The 16,641-nt window shown below is 61.4% G+C and carries 18 protein-coding genes; 6 read left to right on the forward strand and 12 right to left on the reverse strand.

Translation table 11 applies throughout. The annotated features are described in order from the left end of the window. Window positions 1–52 precede the first annotated feature (52 nt). Complete coding sequence (locus FHX14_RS16780) at window positions 53–1,090, reverse strand: GGDEF domain-containing protein (RefSeq protein WP_184377843.1); 1,038 nt, start codon at window positions 1,088–1,090, stop codon at window positions 53–55. Window positions 1,091–1,231: 141 nt separating this feature from the next. After that, the gene (locus tag FHX14_RS16785) at window positions 1,232–1,741 is read right to left on the reverse strand and encodes a DinB family protein (RefSeq protein ID WP_003587484.1); all 510 of its coding nucleotides are present in this window, start codon (window positions 1,739–1,741) and stop codon (window positions 1,232–1,234) included. Between the two features lie 138 nt (window positions 1,742–1,879). On the opposite strand from FHX14_RS16785, the gene FHX14_RS16790 reads away from it, so the two are divergent. Together FHX14_RS16790 and ndk are read left to right on the forward strand one after the other, a co-directional pair. Further along, window positions 1,880–2,569, forward strand: a complete 690-nt coding sequence (locus FHX14_RS16790) for a glutathione S-transferase family protein (RefSeq protein ID WP_184377844.1) — start codon at window positions 1,880–1,882, stop codon at window positions 2,567–2,569. A gap of 81 nt (window positions 2,570–2,650) precedes the next feature. Further along, window positions 2,651–3,073: a nucleoside-diphosphate kinase gene (gene ndk, locus FHX14_RS16795; RefSeq protein WP_003574140.1), complete on the forward strand. Its 423-nt coding sequence runs from the start codon at window positions 2,651–2,653 to the stop codon at window positions 3,071–3,073. Window positions 3,074–3,162: 89 nt separating this feature from the next. Here the strand turns inward: ndk and FHX14_RS16800 are convergent, their stop codons facing one another. Both FHX14_RS16800 and FHX14_RS16805 read right to left on the reverse strand, forming a co-directional pair. Further along, window positions 3,163–3,666, reverse strand: a complete 504-nt coding sequence (locus FHX14_RS16800) for a hypothetical protein (protein ID WP_003587480.1) — start codon at window positions 3,664–3,666, stop codon at window positions 3,163–3,165. After that, window positions 3,663–4,208, reverse strand: coding sequence for a CGNR zinc finger domain-containing protein (locus FHX14_RS16805; RefSeq protein ID WP_184377845.1), 546 nt, complete (start codon window positions 4,206–4,208; stop codon window positions 3,663–3,665). The genes FHX14_RS16800 and FHX14_RS16805 overlap by 4 nt, the downstream gene beginning before the upstream one ends. 64 nt (window positions 4,209–4,272) lie before the next feature. Between FHX14_RS16805 and FHX14_RS16810 the strand changes: the two genes are divergently transcribed. Then, window positions 4,273–5,169 (forward strand): branched-chain amino acid ABC transporter permease, encoded by an 897-nt coding sequence (locus tag FHX14_RS16810; protein ID WP_012557184.1) that lies wholly within the window; start codon window positions 4,273–4,275, stop codon window positions 5,167–5,169. Window position 5,170: 1 nt separating this feature from the next. Here FHX14_RS16810 and FHX14_RS16815 read toward each other — a convergent pair whose 3' ends face one another. From FHX14_RS16815 to FHX14_RS16835, 5 genes are all read right to left on the reverse strand, one after another. After that, entirely contained in the window at window positions 5,171–5,632 is a 462-nt protein-coding gene (locus FHX14_RS16815) for a molybdenum cofactor biosynthesis protein MoaE (RefSeq protein WP_003587475.1), read from the reverse strand. A gap of 246 nt (window positions 5,633–5,878) precedes the next feature. Next, window positions 5,879–6,133 (reverse strand): molybdopterin converting factor subunit 1, encoded by a 255-nt coding sequence (moaD, locus tag FHX14_RS16820; protein WP_179610842.1) that lies wholly within the window; start codon window positions 6,131–6,133, stop codon window positions 5,879–5,881. After that, window positions 6,130–6,720 (reverse strand): CDP-diacylglycerol--glycerol-3-phosphate 3-phosphatidyltransferase, encoded by a 591-nt coding sequence (gene pgsA, locus FHX14_RS16825; RefSeq protein WP_184377846.1) that lies wholly within the window; start codon window positions 6,718–6,720, stop codon window positions 6,130–6,132. The genes moaD and pgsA overlap by 4 nt, the downstream gene beginning before the upstream one ends. A gap of 211 nt (window positions 6,721–6,931) precedes the next feature. After that, window positions 6,932–8,974 carry an excinuclease ABC subunit UvrC gene (uvrC, locus tag FHX14_RS16830; protein WP_184377847.1) on the reverse strand — a complete coding sequence of 681 codons (2,043 nt, stop codon included), beginning with the start codon at window positions 8,972–8,974 and terminating at the stop codon, window positions 6,932–6,934. Next, window positions 8,971–9,738, reverse strand: coding sequence for an SDR family oxidoreductase (locus FHX14_RS16835; protein WP_184377848.1), 768 nt, complete (start codon window positions 9,736–9,738; stop codon window positions 8,971–8,973). The genes uvrC and FHX14_RS16835 overlap by 4 nt, the downstream gene beginning before the upstream one ends. Window positions 9,739–10,103: 365 nt before the next feature. On the opposite strand from FHX14_RS16835, the gene FHX14_RS16840 reads away from it, so the two are divergent. Continuing rightward, window positions 10,104–10,739 carry an outer membrane protein gene (locus tag FHX14_RS16840; protein WP_003587470.1) on the forward strand — a complete coding sequence of 212 codons (636 nt, stop codon included), beginning with the start codon at window positions 10,104–10,106 and terminating at the stop codon, window positions 10,737–10,739. A 200-nt stretch (window positions 10,740–10,939) separates the two neighbouring features. Here the strand turns inward: FHX14_RS16840 and FHX14_RS16845 are convergent, their stop codons facing one another. Both FHX14_RS16845 and FHX14_RS16850 read right to left on the reverse strand, forming a co-directional pair. Continuing rightward, entirely contained in the window at window positions 10,940–11,536 is a 597-nt protein-coding gene (locus FHX14_RS16845; protein ID WP_184377849.1) for a glutathione S-transferase family protein, read from the reverse strand. A gap of 53 nt (window positions 11,537–11,589) precedes the next feature. Next, complete coding sequence (locus FHX14_RS16850; protein ID WP_184377850.1) at window positions 11,590–12,462, reverse strand: 23S rRNA (adenine(2030)-N(6))-methyltransferase RlmJ; 873 nt, start codon at window positions 12,460–12,462, stop codon at window positions 11,590–11,592. 16 nt (window positions 12,463–12,478) lie between these two features. Here FHX14_RS16850 and FHX14_RS16855 point away from each other — a divergent pair, with 16 nt between their 5' ends. Then, entirely contained in the window at window positions 12,479–14,683 is a 2,205-nt protein-coding gene (locus FHX14_RS16855; protein WP_184377851.1) for a molybdopterin oxidoreductase family protein, read from the forward strand. Next, window positions 14,680–15,270, forward strand: a complete 591-nt coding sequence (locus tag FHX14_RS16860; RefSeq protein ID WP_184377852.1) for an NUDIX domain-containing protein — start codon at window positions 14,680–14,682, stop codon at window positions 15,268–15,270. The genes FHX14_RS16855 and FHX14_RS16860 overlap by 4 nt, the downstream gene beginning before the upstream one ends. Window positions 15,271–15,339: 69 nt before the next feature. Here FHX14_RS16860 and FHX14_RS16865 read toward each other — a convergent pair whose 3' ends face one another. Beyond that, window positions 15,340–16,638 carry an NAD(P)/FAD-dependent oxidoreductase gene (locus tag FHX14_RS16865; protein ID WP_184377853.1) on the reverse strand — a complete coding sequence of 433 codons (1,299 nt, stop codon included), beginning with the start codon at window positions 16,636–16,638 and terminating at the stop codon, window positions 15,340–15,342. Window positions 16,639–16,641 lie beyond the last annotated feature (3 nt).

Raw genomic sequence — 16,641 nt, forward strand, 5'->3', positions numbered from 1 at the left:
TCGTCCCAAGAGAAGCTTGCCTATCCTTCGGTAGGCTTACTAATTCGCGCCTTCAGTGGCCGAAAGCCTGCACCGGCCTTCGCGGGTTGGACTGCGCGGCAAGAAGCGCCACGCGGGCATTGGCCTGCAACTGGCCGGGCGTTGCCGCATCGGTGCTGAGCGCTACGCCGATCGAGATGGTCAGCCTGCCGTGATCGGCCTTGTCGGAGGTCGCAAAGACGAGATTATCCTCGACCGAGGCGCGCAGGCGTTCGGCGATCGTCATCGCATCCTGCATGCCGACGTTGGAAAACAACAGCGCGAATTCGTCAGCCTCGGTGCGGGCGACGAAGTCGTTCTTCTTGATCGAGTTGCGGAAAAGGCCGGCGAGCTTCTTCAGCAGCTTGTTGCCGGCCTGGGTGCCGTATCTGTCGTTGAGTTCGGTGAAATTGTCGATATCGACCATAACCAGCGCGCTGCCGGCAAAACCCTCTTCGCGCTCATAGAGATCGGCGATCTCCCGGTTCAGCGCGATGCGGTTCGGAAGTCCGGTAATCCGGTCGGCCACGGCGGCCGATTGCATTGCCGAAATGCCGCGCTCCAGCGTTTCCAGCCTCTTGATATCGTCCTCCAGCCGGGCGCCGATTTCCATCTCCGCCGACAGTACCGTCGAAAGCGAGGCAGAGAGGTAATCGACCTCGCCGATGAACGCGGCAAGGCTTTGGTCGTCGTGGCCGGAGACGGATTTCAGGATCGTGGCGCAGGCGCGTGCAAAGGCTTCTCTGTGTCGCAGCCCTTCTGCAAGCCGCTCCGCCGCTTCGCGCAGCAACCGGCTCGCCTCGTTCTGCGAAGCCTCGCCCGCCAGCCCGCAATGGCTGACGAGACGGTACTTCAGGCCGAGTTCGTCGAGCATCGCCTGTTGCGGCTGGGGTCCGAGTGCGGCGATATCCTGCGCGAGACCGGCATTGAGCCCGATGATTGCCTCATGAAAGAGTTCGTAGTTGCGCGGCAGCGCCGCGACATTCAGGCGCGCCATATGCTGGGCGATCTTCTGAATGTCGGCCATGGGCGCCGTGCGCGGCACCAGTGCGTTTGCGCTTGCATTCTGCATGACGATCCCTCGCGGCCCGGCTTGTCCCTTCATTCCGCTATGCCCTCAACGCTTTAAGAGAGGCTGAATTCTTGAGTGGGAACCGCTGGATTCGCAGCGAAACTGGCAAAGGCAGTTAATGACCTGTTGATGCTGATACGCTCACATCCACTCGCGCCCCTCGCTGCGCAGGAAGTAGATGAGATCAAGCCCGAGGCTCGGCTTGCCGAGCGCCGTCAGCGTCATGTGGCACTGGCCGCGATGATGGGTCTGGTGGTTGAAGAGATGCGAGAGCGCCGTCCACAGCGGCTGGGTGATCTCGATCGGTTGCGACACCGGCGAGTAGGTGAAGTCGGCGGCAAGCCTTGCCTCGTTAAGCACGCCGGTCCAGGCAATGATCCGCTCGTCTTCTGTCTTGCGTGCGGCGGCAAGCGCATGCCTCTCTTCATAGAGAATGGCATCGAGGCTCGTCGGCGCCTCGCCGGTGCCGGTGAAGCGCTTCATCCATATCCGGTCGGCGACCATCAGATGATTGAGCGTGCGATGCAGCGAGCCGAAGAAGGCGCCGCGGTCGCTGCGGAATTCCGCGTCGCTGAGATCGGCTGCGGCCGCATAGACCTGGGCATTGGCCCAGCGATTATAGGAAGCGAACATCCTGTATTGCCTGAGCATGCGGTTCTCCCTTTGGCCTATCGGCAGTCTAGCCAGTTTCCCTAGAAGCGGGAGTGATGACGCCATGAAATTTCCTGATTTGATCGCGGATGCTTTCTGTCGTGGAATGCTTGCAATTGCGATTTCGAAAGGAATGTCATGACCAGAGCCCTCTATTCCCTCTGCGGCGCCGATCAACAGCACCTCTTCTCGCCTCATTGCTGGAAGGCGGTGATGGCACTGGCGCATAAGGGGCTCGATTTCGAGGAAATCCCGACGACCTATGCCCGCATCCGCGCAATCGGCGGCGGCGTCTCGCAGACCGTGCCCGTGCTCGACGACAACGGCCGGCTGATCCCCGACAGTTTCGACATCGCCCTCTATCTCGAAGAGGCCTATCCTGAGCGGCCTTCACTGTTTAACGGCGAGGGCGGCAAGGCGCTGTCGCGCATGGTCGAGGGCTATTCGCAGATGATCATCCATCCGGCGATCACGCGGATTGCCCTTCTCGACATCCACGCCAATCTTGACGAGGGAGACAAGGCCTATTTCCGCGAGAGCCGCGAAGCTCGTCTCGGCAAATCATTCGAAGTCGTTGCTGCGGGTAGCGAGGCGGAGAAGGCCGCCTTCGGCGCCAAGCTGGAGCCGCTCCGGCACATGCTGAAATTCCAGCCCTTCATCGGCGGGCAGACGCCGCTCTTTGCCGATTATATCGTCTTCGGCGCGCTGCAATGGCTGCGTGTCTGCACCGGCCTCGCGATGCTGGCCGCCGCCGATCCGGTCCTGGGCTGGTTCGAACGCTGCCTCGATCTCCATCAAAACCGCGGCCGGACTGTGACAGCGGCGTGAAATTGCCGGCGACCTCTTGTTTTCGGGCGGTGGGGCGGGTAAAGACCGCCCACTTTTCCCGAGAAAACAGAGGATTTGACTATGGCGATTGAACGCACCTTCTCGATGATCAAGCCGGATGCAACCAAGCGCAACCTGACGGGCGCCATCACCAAGATGCTCGAAGATGCCGGCCTGCGCGTCGTCGCCTCCAAGCGCGTCTGGATGAGCCGTCGCGAAGCCGAAGGCTTCTACGCCGTTCACAAGGATCGCCCCTTCTTCGGCGAACTCGTCGAAGGCATGACCTCCGGCCCGACGGTCGTTCAGGTTCTGGAAGGCGAAGGCGCCATCCTCAAGAACCGCGAGATCATGGGCGCGACCAACCCGGCAAACGCTGACGAAGGCACGATCCGCAAGGTTCACGCTCTGTCGATCGGCGAAAATTCCGTTCACGGCTCCGATGCTCCGGAGACGGCTGCCCAGGAAATCAAGTATTGGTTCTCCGATACCGAAGTCGTCGGCTGAGGCCACGCTTCGGCATTGGCTGGCAATGCTTTGAATTGACTCTCGAAAGCCGGGGCTTCGCTCCGGCTTTTTCTATGCGCGGACGTCCGTCATGCCGGGCATTTGTCGGTGTTCGAGAAATCGACGCTGCCGTCCGGCTTGAAGACCTCAGGATTCTTGTCATAAAGCGCACCGACGACAAGCGGCTTACTCGGCAGCACGGTCTGGTCCAGGTCGGATCGGAATTGCGTCTTCAATTCCTGCAGCACCTTGCCGTCCTTGTCGACCAGCCGGAGGCTCACGGAATAGGGACGGTCCTTGCGCACGCAATGCAGGTTTTGGCTCTGCAGCGCGATCTTGTCGTCGATCGGATAGATTTTCTGGTTCAGCACCAGCGGATCGCCGCCTTGAGGATTTTCGAATTCGGCGATGATGACCGAGCCGTCGGGAATGGGGCCTGTCTTCTTCAGTGTCAGCAGATAGGTGGCACTCGCCACGCGATAGTTGAAGACGAAGAGATGGCCGGTGACCTCGACGAGATTTTCGGCCTGGCGCTGGCAGGCAGACAGCAAAAGGCTGGCCGCTGCCGCCGTTATGATCAGGTGTTTTCTCATGGCGTCTCCTCCTTCTTGCGGCGATAGTGCCGGTTCGCCTTGGCGCGGTTGCCGCAGACCGCCATGTCGCACCAGGCGCGGCTCCTGTTCTTGCTGCGATCGATGAACAGCCAGCCGCAATTGCCGCAAATCTTCATGCGCTCCGGATCCGGCATCGCGACCAGCTGCAGCACCGAATGGGCGGTGGCCGCGGCCAGGCTGCCGGGAGCTGCCTCGCGCAGCACTTTTGCCAGCGCCTCCAGCAGACCGGCCAGCAATTGGTCGTCGCCGCCATCCAGTATACGCTTGCGGAAATAGCGGTCGATCGCTTCCCGCAGCGCGAGGAAATCCGTCTCGTCTTCCGCCGCCACCGGCGCGATGTCGCCGAAGAGGGCCCGTTCGGCGCAGAATTCGGCAGCGGCGCGCGGAAAGTCCTGCATCTGGTCCCGGACCGCGAAGCGGTCGATCCGCCGGGTTGCATCATGGCGCAGCACGACGCTGTTGGCGACGTCGAGCGCCAGTGCGCCGCCGGCAAAGCGGTGAGGGGTCCAGGAAAAGCTCATGACCAAATTATAACTGGTGAAATAAGTTTTACCAGTTATAATTTGCCGACGCGGAGTGCATGGAATGGCCTATCTTTTGCAGCAGCTGGCGAATGCGGTTCCGCTAGCCGCTCTTTATGCCGCGCTCGCCTTCGGTTATGCCGTCGCCTTCGGCGTGACGAAGCGGGCCGACATCACCTATGGCGCGATTTTCGCTTTTTCCGGCCAGATCCTGCTGCTGTTTACCGAGCTCGCCTTCAACCGCTTCTGGCTGGTGCTGCCGGCCGCTCTTGCCGTCGGCGCCTGCGCTGCCATCGCCTATTCGCTGGCGGCGGGCCTATGGATCGGCCGTTCGATCATGCTGCCGCTGGTCAGCAAATCTCCGAATACGGTGATCGTCGCCGCCCTCGGGATCATGATCGTGCTGATGGAAACCGCCCGGCTTGCCGCCAATACCCGCGCCATCTGGCTGCCGCCGTTTCTGAACGACACGGTCGTCTTCTGGAACGATGGCCCGTTCAAGGTGACGCTCACCTATATCCAGCTGATCGACACGGCGCTGATGGCAGCTGTCGTCGCGATCGGGGCGCTGATCCTCAGGCGCACCGCCTGGGGCCGCATCTGGCGCGCCGTCACCGATGATCCGTTGGCCGCCGAACTCTGCGGTACCAGCGCCGACCGCGTCTTTCTCGTCGCTTATGCGGCAGCTAGCCTCGTCGCCACAATCTGCGGCATCCTCGCGACATTCTATTACGGCTCGATGGATTTCGGCGCCGGCCTGATGTTCGGGCTGAAGGTGCTGCTGATTGCGGCTGTCGGCGGCTATTCCGATCCGCTGCGCTCGGCCGGCGGCGCTGCCTGCCTCGCCGTCGTCGAAACCCTATGGGGCGCCTATGGCCCCTTCGTCTGGCGCGATTTCGTCATCTTTTCGCTGCTCGTCCTGCTCTTGGTCATGAGCCGCAGGGAGCGGGTGGTGCTTTAGCCTATTTCCACTTGTCGCGCGCCGCGTCGTCGGCGTCTTTCGCCGCGACCCAGTCGCCCTCGGCGCCATCCCGACCGTGCTCCTTCTTCCAGAAGGGGGCTGCGGTCTTCAGGAAGTCCATGACAAAATTGGCGCCGTCGAATGCCGCCTGCCGATGCGGCGCGACCGCGACGACGAGGACGATATTCTCGCCCACGGCGATCTTGCCGTAGCGGTGGATGGCGGTGAGGCCGAGCAGCCCGAAGCGCTCGATGGCGAGTTCGCCGATGCGGGTCATCGCGGCTTCGGCCATGCCGGGGTAATGTTCGAGTTCAAGGGCGGCGAGGGTTCCGCCGTCATCGCGGCAGAGGCCGGAGAAGGTGACAATGGCGCCGACGCCGGGGTTGTTTTTAGAGAGGCGGTCGACTTCGGCTTGAAGGTCGAAGTCTTCGCGTTGAACGCGGATGGTGGGTGGGAGGGTCACAGCGAAATCCTCGGCTGCTTTGATGCGCTGCCAAACCCCCTTGCTCCCTCATTCCTGTGCTTGTCACAGGAATCCAGTGCGCCCAAGTCCTTGGGCGCGGGAGACATTAATCGCAGTCGAAAGGAGTCATTCACCGCGCGGACGCGCGGTGGCTGGATTCCTGTGACAAGCACAGGAATGAGGGAGAGAAAGGAAGACACAGTCTTACCCATTATCAGCTTTCCAAAGCCCAAGAGGAGCGGGGCTTCATCCCCCCGTCATCGGTGGAAATATCCCGATCTCCCGTGCGGCGCCGATCGGCTCGTCATGCTCGACATGCTCCATGTCGAGCGCCACGCGGATCACGTCGGGATATTGAAGTGCGGCCTCATATTCTTCGCCCAGCGTCTTCAAATGATTCAGAAGATCGGTAACGGTGACGACGGAGGAGGGGAGGTCGATCTCCTCCTCGCCTTTGCCGATGCGCTCGCGCACCCATGCGAAATAGACAAGCCGCGTCATTCCTCGTCATCCACGATATGTTTCAGCCCGGCACGGAAATAATCATAGCCTGTATAGATGGTCAGCAGTGCGGCAATCCACAGCAGCGCGATGCCGGTCTGCGTCGTATAGGGGAAAATCTCGTCGCCGGCAGGTCCCGCGAGCAGGAAGGCGATGGCGACGAGTTGCAGCGTCGTCTTCCACTTGGCGATCCGCGTCACCGGCACACTGACTTTCAGCGCCGCCAGATATTCGCGCAAGCCGGACACCAGGATCTCGCGGCAGAGAATGGTGATCGCCGCCCAGATCGACCAGCCGGCAATCGTCTGGTCGGCCGCGACCAGGAGCAGGATCGAGGCGACCAGCAGCTTGTCGGCGATCGGATCGAGCATGCGGCCGATATTCGAGGTCTGATTCCAGATGCGCGCGAGATAGCCGTCGAGGAAATCGGTGATCGAGGCGATGACGAATATCCACAGTGCCACCCAGCGCGCCGTGTTGCTGATCGACAGCTTACCCTCGATGAAGAAGCAGAGAACGATCAGCGGTACGGCGAGGATACGGCCGTAGGTCAGAAGATTGGGAATGCTGTACGCACGCGATGCCATGGGATCGTTTCTCTGAATTGATGCGCCGCCACAGCGCCGCGCGGCTTTTCAGACGCGCAAAGGACGCTGTAACACTTTGAACCTGCGCATCGTGCCTTCCAATCGAGTCCGATTTTCGGGCCGATGCGGTAGATGACGGCTTTGACCGCGGACCGTCAACATTCTTTCTGTCTTTTCACTGCCTTTGCGTGGAATTTGCGACGGGCGCCGGTTATTTCGCGGCGTCGTCGTGGAAATGGTTGTAGACCTGCTTGGCGACGGCTTCCGAAATGCCTTCCACCGCCATCAGGTCGGAGAGCGCGGCGCGCGAAACCGCTTTTGCCGTGCCGAAATGCTGAAGCAGCGCGCGCTTGCGCGATGGCCCGATGCCGCCGATCTCGTCGAGCGGGTTCTTGACCATTTCCTTCTTGCGCCGGGCCCGGTGCGAGCCGATCGCGAAACGATGCGCCTCGTCGCGCATGCGCTGGACGAAATAGAGCACCGGATCGCGCGGCGGCAGGGTAAAACTCTCGCGTCCCGGCGGGAAGAAGCGCTCGCGCCCGGCATCGCGGTCGACACCCTTGGCGATGCCGATCGCCGTCACGCTGTCGGTGATGCCGAGTTCGCTGAGGATGGCGCGCACCGCCGTCATCTGCCCCTGGCCGCCGTCGATGAGGATCACGTCGGGCCAGGTCGGAAACGGCATGTCGGCAGCGTCGGCTGCGGTTGCCTGCGCCGTCCGGTCGGGAATGCCTTCCTCCTTGATCAGCCGCGAGAACCGTCGCGTCATCACCTCCTTCATCATGCCGAAGTCGTCGCCGGGGGTAATGTCGGTCGATTTGATGTTGAACTTGCGGTACTGGTTCTTGACGAAACCTTCCGGCCCCGCGACCACCATGCCGCCGACGGCATTGGTGCCCATGATATGCGAGTTGTCGTAGATCTCGATGCGCTGCGGCGCATAGGCAAGCCCGAACGTGTCCTTGAAGCCTTCCAGCAGCCGCGACTGCGACGCCGTTTCGGCAAGCTTTCGCCCATGCGCCTCGCGCGCATTGCCGACGACATGGTCGACGAGATCGCGTTTCTCACCGCGCCGCGGCACGAGGATCGCAACCTTGTGGCCGGCCTTTTCACTGAGCGCTGCGGCAAGCAGCTCCATCTCTTCGATCGTTTCCGACAGCATGATCTGCTTCGGCACCGGCTTGTCGTCATAGAACTGGGCGAGGAAGGCATTCAGCACTTCGGCGCCGGAAAGCTGCGGATCGGCCTTGGGGAAATAGGCGCGGTTGCCCCAGTTCTGGCCGGTGCGGAAGAAGAACACCTGGATGCAGGAGACGCCGCCTTCGTGATGGATGGCGAAAACATCCGCCTCTTCGACGCCGGCCGGATTGATGCCCTGGTGGCTCTGCACATGCGAAAGTGCGGCCAGGCGGTCGCGATAGATAGCTGCCCGCTCGAAATCGAGGTCCTCGGCCGCCTGGTTCATGGCTTCGGCCATGTGCGACTTCACCTTCTGGCTCTTGCCGGAGAGGAAGTCCTTCGCCTCCTGCACCAGTTCGCCGTAACCCGCATCGCTGACCTCATGGGTGCACGGCCCGGAACAGCGCTTGATCTGATAGAGCAGGCAGGGACGCGTGCGTGTTTCGAAGACGCTGTCGGTGCAGGTGCGGATCAGGAAGGCACGCTGCAGCGAATTGATCGTCCGCCCGACCGCGCCGGCCGAAGCGAAGGGCCCGAAGTAGTCGCCCTTTCTGGCCCGCGCGCCGCGATGCTTGAAAATGGCCGGCGCCCGATGGTCGCCGGTGATGAGGATATAGGGAAAGGACTTGTCGTCGCGCAGCAGAACGTTAAAGCGCGGCCGCAAGCGCTTGATCAGGTTCGCTTCCAGGAGAAGCGCTTCGGTTTCCGTGCGCGTCGTCACGAATTCCATATTCGCCGTCTGGCGCACCATCTGGGCGATGCGGTTGGAATGCGCGCGGCCGACGGCGTAATTGCCGACGCGCTTCTTCAGGCTGCGCGCCTTGCCGACATAGAGCACGTCGCCCTCGGCATTGAACATGCGGTAGACGCCGGGGCTGTTCGGCAGCCGCTTGACGAATTCGCCGATCAGTTCGGCGCCGATGAGGCCGGTCTCGTTGAGGCTGCCGGCGTTCCAGTCGACCGCAGTCGCAAGCGGGGCAGCAGTGGAAAGGTCGCCTTCCACCTCGATCTCGTCTTCGCTCTCATCCGTATCGTCGTAGAGAACGCCGCCATCCGGCAGCTTTCGTCCATTCATTCCGTAATCTCCGCCACATCGGGCGTCTGCCAGGCGAGGTGCTGGCCGCCATCGAGGGCAATCATCTGGCCGGTGATCGAGGGCGTGTCGAAGAGAAAGCGAATCGTCTGTCCGAACTCGCCGAATCCCGGCCCCGCCTTCATGATAAGCCCGTCGATCTGTGCCTGGAAGTCCTCTTCCGATTGCCGCGCGCTGCGCACCGTCGGGCCGGGGCCGATGGCGTTGACGCGCAGCCTCGGCGCAAAGGTCTGCGCCATCGTCTGCGTCGCCGTCCAGAGTGCGGCTTTGGAAAGCGTGTAGGAATAGAAGCCGGGATTGAGCGCCCAGACCCGCTGGTCGATGATGTTGACGATCAGCCCGGTCGCATCGTCGGGCAGCTGTTCGGCCAAGGCTGCGGCAAGGATCGACGGCGCCCGCACATGGACGTCGAAATGCTGCGCCCATGCCTGCGCATCGAAACTGCGGGCCGAATCCTGGCGGAAGATGGAGGCATTATTGACGAGCAGGTCGAGCGGACCGAGGTCTTCCGACGCTCTTTTTACGAGTTCGCCGGTTTCGCCGATTTTGGTAAGGTCGGCCTTGAGCGCGATCGCCCGATATCCCTTCTGCCGCAATTCCGCCACCAACTCTTCGGCTTCACTGAGGGAGCCGTTGGCGTGGATGGCAACGGAAAAGCCATTTGCAGCAAGGTCTTCGGCGATTGCCCGGCCTATTCTTTTAGCAGCCCCTGTTACAAGGGCCGAGCGAAGTCTTTTGTGGTTCAAAATCCTGCCTTCTAATCCCGCGAGTCTGTCTGCCGACTATATAGGCGCGGGCGGAGATTATATAAATAGGCTGTGGCGGTTGCATCCGAGGGCCGGATATTCTATGTATTATTTAAGAATGCGATTTCCTAAAATAAGTATTTTCAGTTTAACTCTTCAGTAGGGTTAATGAAATGTATGTTGCGTCAAAGCAACATCGAATTTCGGCCATGCGGCAGCCACAATGATATCACAATTTGGCTCTTTCAAATCCGCATTTGAGTTCCAATTTCAGTCTCGATCCGGAAGGGACATCTGGCAATATCCCGCCAATGCTTCACTGATAGACAGATGATCAGCGGCGCGGGACTGAAAGGAGACTAAGTATGCGTGTACTCATTGCTGGCCTCATGGCCTCCGTTTTTGCAATTGCCGGCATCTCGGCAGCTCAGGCGGCCGATGCCGTCGACCAGATTCCGGAAGCACCGGTCGCCCAGGAAGCCCCGGTCAAGCCGGCTGGCAGCTGGGAAGGCTTCTACCTCGGCGGCGCCGGCACCTACAACATGGGTGACTTCGGTTCCGACCGCCACACCTACGGTTTCGGCGGCCAGGTCTTCACCGGCTACAACTGGCAGCAGGGCCAGATCGTTTACGGCGTTGAATCCGACCTCGGCTACAGCGGCGACGACGTTTCCTCGGGCGGCGTTAAGAACAAGTATGGCTGGAACGGCTCCGTCCGTGGCCGCGTCGGCTACGACATGAACCCCTTCCTGCTCTACGGCACGGCCGGTCTTGCCCTCGGCAACGTCAAGGTTTCCGACGGCACCTCGGACGAAAGCAAGACGAACTACGGCTATACGGTCGGCGCCGGCGTCGAAGCCTTCGTGACCAACAACATCACGACGCGCCTGGAATATCGCTACACCGACTACCAGAGCAAGGATTACGACCTCGACTCCGGCAGCTTCTCGCGCGGTTACGACGAGAACAGCGTCAAGCTCGGTATCGGCGTCAAGTTCTAATGCATGTCGCCCGGAAGTGTGCAGCGGTTCCGGGAGAACGACATGCATAAAAACAGAGAGCTGAAGCGCGTCGCATGAATCAAGTTTAATGCGACGCGCTTTAAGCCGGACACAACAGTTCAAGCATGAAAAAGCCGGGCACATCGCCCGGCTTTTTACTGTTTGCTCGTTGTTTGCAGGCGCTCCGCCCCAGCTTCCGATTATGCGTTTGTCTTGAGCTCTTGATAGGCGGGAAATTTCTTTTCGAACCACGCCAGCCAGTCGATCAGCGGCGCGTGATCGGCTTCCCACTGCCCCTTGAAGCGCAGATCGAGATAGCCGAGCGTGGCAGCCAGGGCAAAATGCCCGCCGTTGAGCTTCTTGCCCGACTTCGGCGGATTGGCGCTGAGATGTGCAAGCCCGCTGGTCGCCTTCTTCCATTGCCGGTCGATCCAGGGCTGGTGGATCTTTTCCTCGTCGCGAAAACGGCGTTCGTACATGATCACCAGCAGGCAGTCGCAGATACCGTCGCAGAGCGACTCGAGGACCTCCGCATCCGTGCGTTTGCCCTTCTTCGAAGGATAGAGCTTGCCCTTCGCCAGCCGGTCGAAATAATGCATGATCGCCACGCTGTCGAAGACCGGGGCACCGTCATCGGTCAGCAGCGTCGGGATCTTGCCGAGCGGATTACTCTCCACCAGGATCGCCGGCGCGGTATTGGTGTCGACCCGGATGGCGTTCAACTCCAGGCCGAGAAAATGCGCGGCCATCCGCACCTTGCTGGAATAGGGTGAGGGGGGCGACCAAAGAAGCTTCATGCAACACCTGATTTGTGGAACTGCGCGGACTATTCCCGAACCGGGTTGTCCGGTCAATCGTCGTCCTTGACCGTCTTGGTCTCGCCGCGCAGCCAGAAAGCGCGGTGCGAGGCGAAACGGTCCTGCGCCAGATGGTCCTTCAGCGCCGGCAGCAACTGGTGCAGCTCGTCTTTCAGGGTGAAGGGCGGATTGACGATGACGAGGCCTGAACCGGTCAATCCGGTAATGCCGCGGTCGCTGCGCACGGAAAGTTCGGCACAGAGCATCTTCGGAATGTCGAGCGCCTGCAGCCTCTCGTGGAATTCCTTGATCTGCGCGCCCTTCTTCAGCGGATACCACAGGCAATAGGTGCCGCCGGGAAAGCGGCGATAGGCCTTTTCCAGTCCCTCGGCCAGGCGCTGATATTCGTCCTCTTCCTCGAAGGGCGGATCGACGAGCACGATGCCGCGCTTCTCCTTCGGCGGCAGATGCGCGCCGAGCGCCAGCCAGCCGTCCAGCTCGGTGATGCGGGCATGGTGATCGCCCTCGAACAGCCGGTGCAGGCGGGCGAAGTCGTCGGGATGCAGTTCCATCGCCGACAAGCGGTCCTGCGGCCGGAACAGCAGGCGCGCCAGTTTCGGCGAGCCCGGATAGAAGCGGACACCGCCCTCAGGGTTGAGTTCGCGGATGGCTGTAAGGTAGGGCTCCAGCAGTTCGGAAACCTGAGGCCCGAGATCGGCCTCCATCAGCTTGCCGATGCCATCGAGCCACTCGCCGGTTTTCTGCGCTTCCTCGGAGGAGAGGTCGTAGAGCCCGATGCCGGCATGCGTGTCGAGCACGCGGAAGGCCCCATCCTTTTTCTGCATGTAGCGGATCAGCCGCGCCAGCACGGCATGTTTCAGCACATCGGCAAAATTGCCCGCATGGTAGATGTGGCGGTAGTTCATTTTCGCTGATGCCCGTATGAATTCGCGTCATGGGAAAGTTTTGTGGCTTTTGGCCGTGCAAGCCTTGGAATATACAAATGCCATGAACATTGCGACCCCCATCCACGCCAAATCCCCGAAGCCGGACACCAGGGTGGGCTACACGGCCTGTCCGCACGACTGTCCCTCGACCTGCGCGCTGGAGGTCGAGATCGCCGAGGACGGCCGCATCGGTCGCGTGCGCGGCGCAAACGATCATTCCTACACCTCGGGCGTCATCTGCGCCAAGGTCGCCCGTTATGCCGAACGTCTCTACCATCCCGATCGGCTGATGCACCCCTTGCGCCGCGCCGGCGCCAAGGGGGCAGGGCAGTGGCAGCAGATTTCCTGGGACGATGCGCTGGATGAGATCGCCGAAGCCTTCGTGAAGGCCGAGGCGAGGGACGGCAGCGAGGCGATCTGGCCCTATTTCTATGCCGGCACCATGGGCTGGGTGCAGCGCGATTCGATCGATCGCCTGCGCCATGCCAAGCGTTATTCCGGTTTCTTCTCGTCGATCTGCACCAACCCGGCCTGGACCGGCTTCACCATGGCGACCGGCACGCTGCGCGGCCCCGATCCGCGCGAGATGGGCCGCACCGATTGCGTCGTCATCTGGGGCACCAATGCGGTCTCGACCCAGGTCAACGTGATGACCCACGCCATCAAGTCGCGCAAGGAGCGCGGCGCCAAGATCGTCGTCATCGACATCTACGACAATCCGACGATGAAGCAGGCCGACATGGCCTTGATCGTCAGGCCCGGCACCGATGCCGCGCTCGCCTGCGCCGTCATGCACATCGCCTTCCGCGACGGCCATGCCGACCGTGACTATATGGCGCGATATGCCGACGATCCCGAAGGCCTGGAAGCGCATCTGAGAGCGAAGACGCCGCAATGGGCCGCCGATATCACCGGCCTTTCGGTCGAGGAGATCGAAGCCTTCGCAAGCCTTGTCGGCACGACGAAGAAGACCTTCTTCCGCCTCGGCTACGGCTTCACCCGCCAGCGTAACGGCGCGGTCGCCATGCATGCCGCCGCCTCGGTTGCCACCGTTCTCGGCTCCTGGCAGTATGAGGGCGGCGGCGCCTTCCATTCGAACAGCGATATCTTCCGCATGAACAATGCGGAACTGACCGGCCGGTCGATGAAGGATGCCGATATCCGCATGCTCGATCAGTCGCAGATCGGCCGGGTGCTGACGGGTGACGCGGTGGCGCTACGCCATCGCGGCCCGGTCACGGCGATGCTGATCCAGAACACCAATCCGGCAAACATCGCCCCCGAACAGCGTCTCGTCAAACGCGGCTTTGCCCGAGACGACCTCTTCGTCGCCGTGCACGAGCAGTTCATGACCGAAACGGCCGACATTGCCGATATCGTCATTCCCGCGACGATGTTCGTTGAGCATGACGATATCTACCGGGCCGGCGGCCAGAACCATATCCTGCTCGGACCGAAGCTGGTCGAGCCGCCGCCAACCGTGCGCACGAATCTTTTCGTCATCGAGGAACTGGCCAAACGCCTCGGCGTCGCCGATCGACCCGGCTTCGGCTTCACGGCCCGCGAGATGGTCGACCGCGTGCTGGAATCGAGCGGCCTGCCGGATTACGACCATTTCCTCGAACACAAATGGTTCGATCGTCAGCCGGTTTTCGAGGAGGCGCATTTCCTGAACGGCTTTGCCCATCCTGACGGCAAATTCCATTTCCGCCCGGACTGGATCGATCAGCCGGCGCCGAACAAGCCGCCGGCGGCGGTCGGCCTGCTCGGACCGCATGCCGAGCTTCCCGCCTTCCCCGATCAGGTCGACGTCATCGAAGTCGCCGATCCCGACCATCCCTTCCGCCTCGCCACCTCGCCCGCCCGCAACTTCCTGAATTCGAGCTTCTCCGAGACCAAGACGTCGCGCCAGAAGGAGGGCCGCCCCGAGGTGATGATCAATCCGGCCGACGCCGAAGCCATGGGCATCGCCCATGGCGATCTCGTCAGTATCGGCAACAGCCGCGGCGATCTGCGCATCCATGCCCGCCTCACCACCGAGGTGAAGCCTGGCGTGTTGATCGCCGAAGGCCTTTGGCCGAATAAGGCGCATATCGACGGCGAGGGTATCAACGTCCTCACCGGCGCCGACCCGGTCGCGCCCTATGGCGGGGCGGCCGTGCACGACAACAAGGTCTGGCTTCGCAAGGACGCAGCATGATGCAACCGAAATCACGGGTGAAGATCGTCGGCGAGGAAACGCTGTCGAATGGCTGGACGCGGCTGAGCAGCTACCTGCTCGATTATATCGACAGCAAGGGGGCAACCCAGCGCTTGAAGCGGGAGGTCTACCACCGCACGCCCGCCGCCTGCATCCTGCTTTATGATCCGAAACGCGATCTCGTCATTCTCGTCCGCCAGTTCCGCCTTGCCGTCCATATCAACGGCGATCCCGCCTGGATGATCGAGGTGCCGGCCGGCCTTCTCGATGACGATCATCCCGAACAGGCGATCCGCCGCGAGGCGATGGAGGAAACCGGTTATCATCTCCGCGATGCGCGTTTCCTGTTCAAATGCTACACATCGCCCGGCGCCATCACCGAAGTCGTTCACTTCTTCGTCTCGCTGATCGACATCGCCGACCGTGTGGCCGAAGGCGGAGGCCTGGACGAGGAGCACGAGGATATCGAGGTTCTCGAAGTCCCGCTCGACGAGGCTGCCCGGATGATCGAAAACGGCGAGATCTTCGACGCCAAGACGATCATGCTGCTGCAATGGGCCTTGTTGAACCGGAATAAACTTCGATAGCGGGTCAGGCGATCGAGATCTGGTTCGTCTAATTGCCTCCCGGACGGATAGACTTGATCCGCGACCGGTTTAGTTTTCCCCGCGAACTCGCATTATCTGCCGAAAGGCGCGCTGCTTCAATGCAGGTACCGCGTTGATGACGCGCATGACGCTGCGCGCGGTCGCAAGCTGAAGCCTGCCGACAACCGGCCGATGAGCCAGATCGCTGGCGTCCAGCTGCCTTTTCGATTCTTGGACGGCTTCGGTACTATAGCGAAGCATCTCGACTTCGTAGGCATGTATGGCTTCGACGAGCGGCTTTCGCCCTTGATCCGCTTCAACAAGCATGCGTCCAAGCAGAGCGGCATCGCGAAGCGCTGTATTGGCGCCCGCGCCTCGTCCGGGTGTCATCGTATGGACGGCGTCACCGAGCAGAGTGACATTCGAACTCGTCCAGGGCGTCAGTGGGACAGAGGTCCTCATCTTGACATCATGGATCGTCGAGGGCTCCGTCATGCGAATGAGAGCACGCATGTGCGGGTGCCAGTCCCGGGTGAGCTCCAGGCCGAGGTCCCTCAATTGTTCGCCGCTGAGGCCGGTCGGATCCCGCGGCCAATTCTGCCGCGCACCCCATATGCCCCAGCCGATGCTGTCCTCGTCGAGTGCCTCGACGAAATCCGGCCAACAAGCAGCAAAACCAGGATCGCTTCTCGTGTCGGCGAACTCCAGCGAGTGAACGATCGCGCCGAAGCCCATCGGCGCCATGATCAGCGACATGCCTTGGAACATTTTGTCCGACAGCAGAGCTTTCGTCTCCACCGTCATGGGAATTTTGCCCCCGAGCGATAAGATTCCCGTGTCTTCCAGACGCGCTTCCGGCAGACGTTGCTTGCGTACAGTCGAACTCGTGCCGTCAGCCCCCACCAGGACATCTCCCGTTGCCAGGCTTCCATCCTGAAAGCAGGCGGTGACCGACCCATCGGCGTTGTTTGCGTAACTTTGAAGCGTCTTCCCGAAGAAGACGTCGTCTTCAAGTCCCCTGAGTAGAACCCGCCTCAAGGTCTTTCGAATGACGTTCTTTTCACCGTCGAGAGCATTCGGGCCTGCATCATCGATATCGAAGCTCAGCACTTCGCCCAATTGTTCGGTGAGCATGTTGAAATAGCGCGGCGACCTGGCGCAGGTGGCGACATAGAGATCGTAGAGCTCGCTGGGGATGCAGGCTTTCAGCGCTCGGCTTCCAGCCGGGCTGATGCCGACGCGATAACCGCCGGTATTGGCGTTCGGCGCGAGGTCGCGCTCATACACGGCAATGCAAACGCCAGCCTGCTTAAGCAGATGCGCGAGCGCCAAACCGCCAGTCCCGGCGCCGATAATCAAAACCTTCATGGT

The organism is Rhizobium sp. BK619 (genome assembly GCF_014195245.1).
Lineage (GTDB): Bacteria > Pseudomonadota > Alphaproteobacteria > Rhizobiales > Rhizobiaceae > Rhizobium > Rhizobium acidisoli.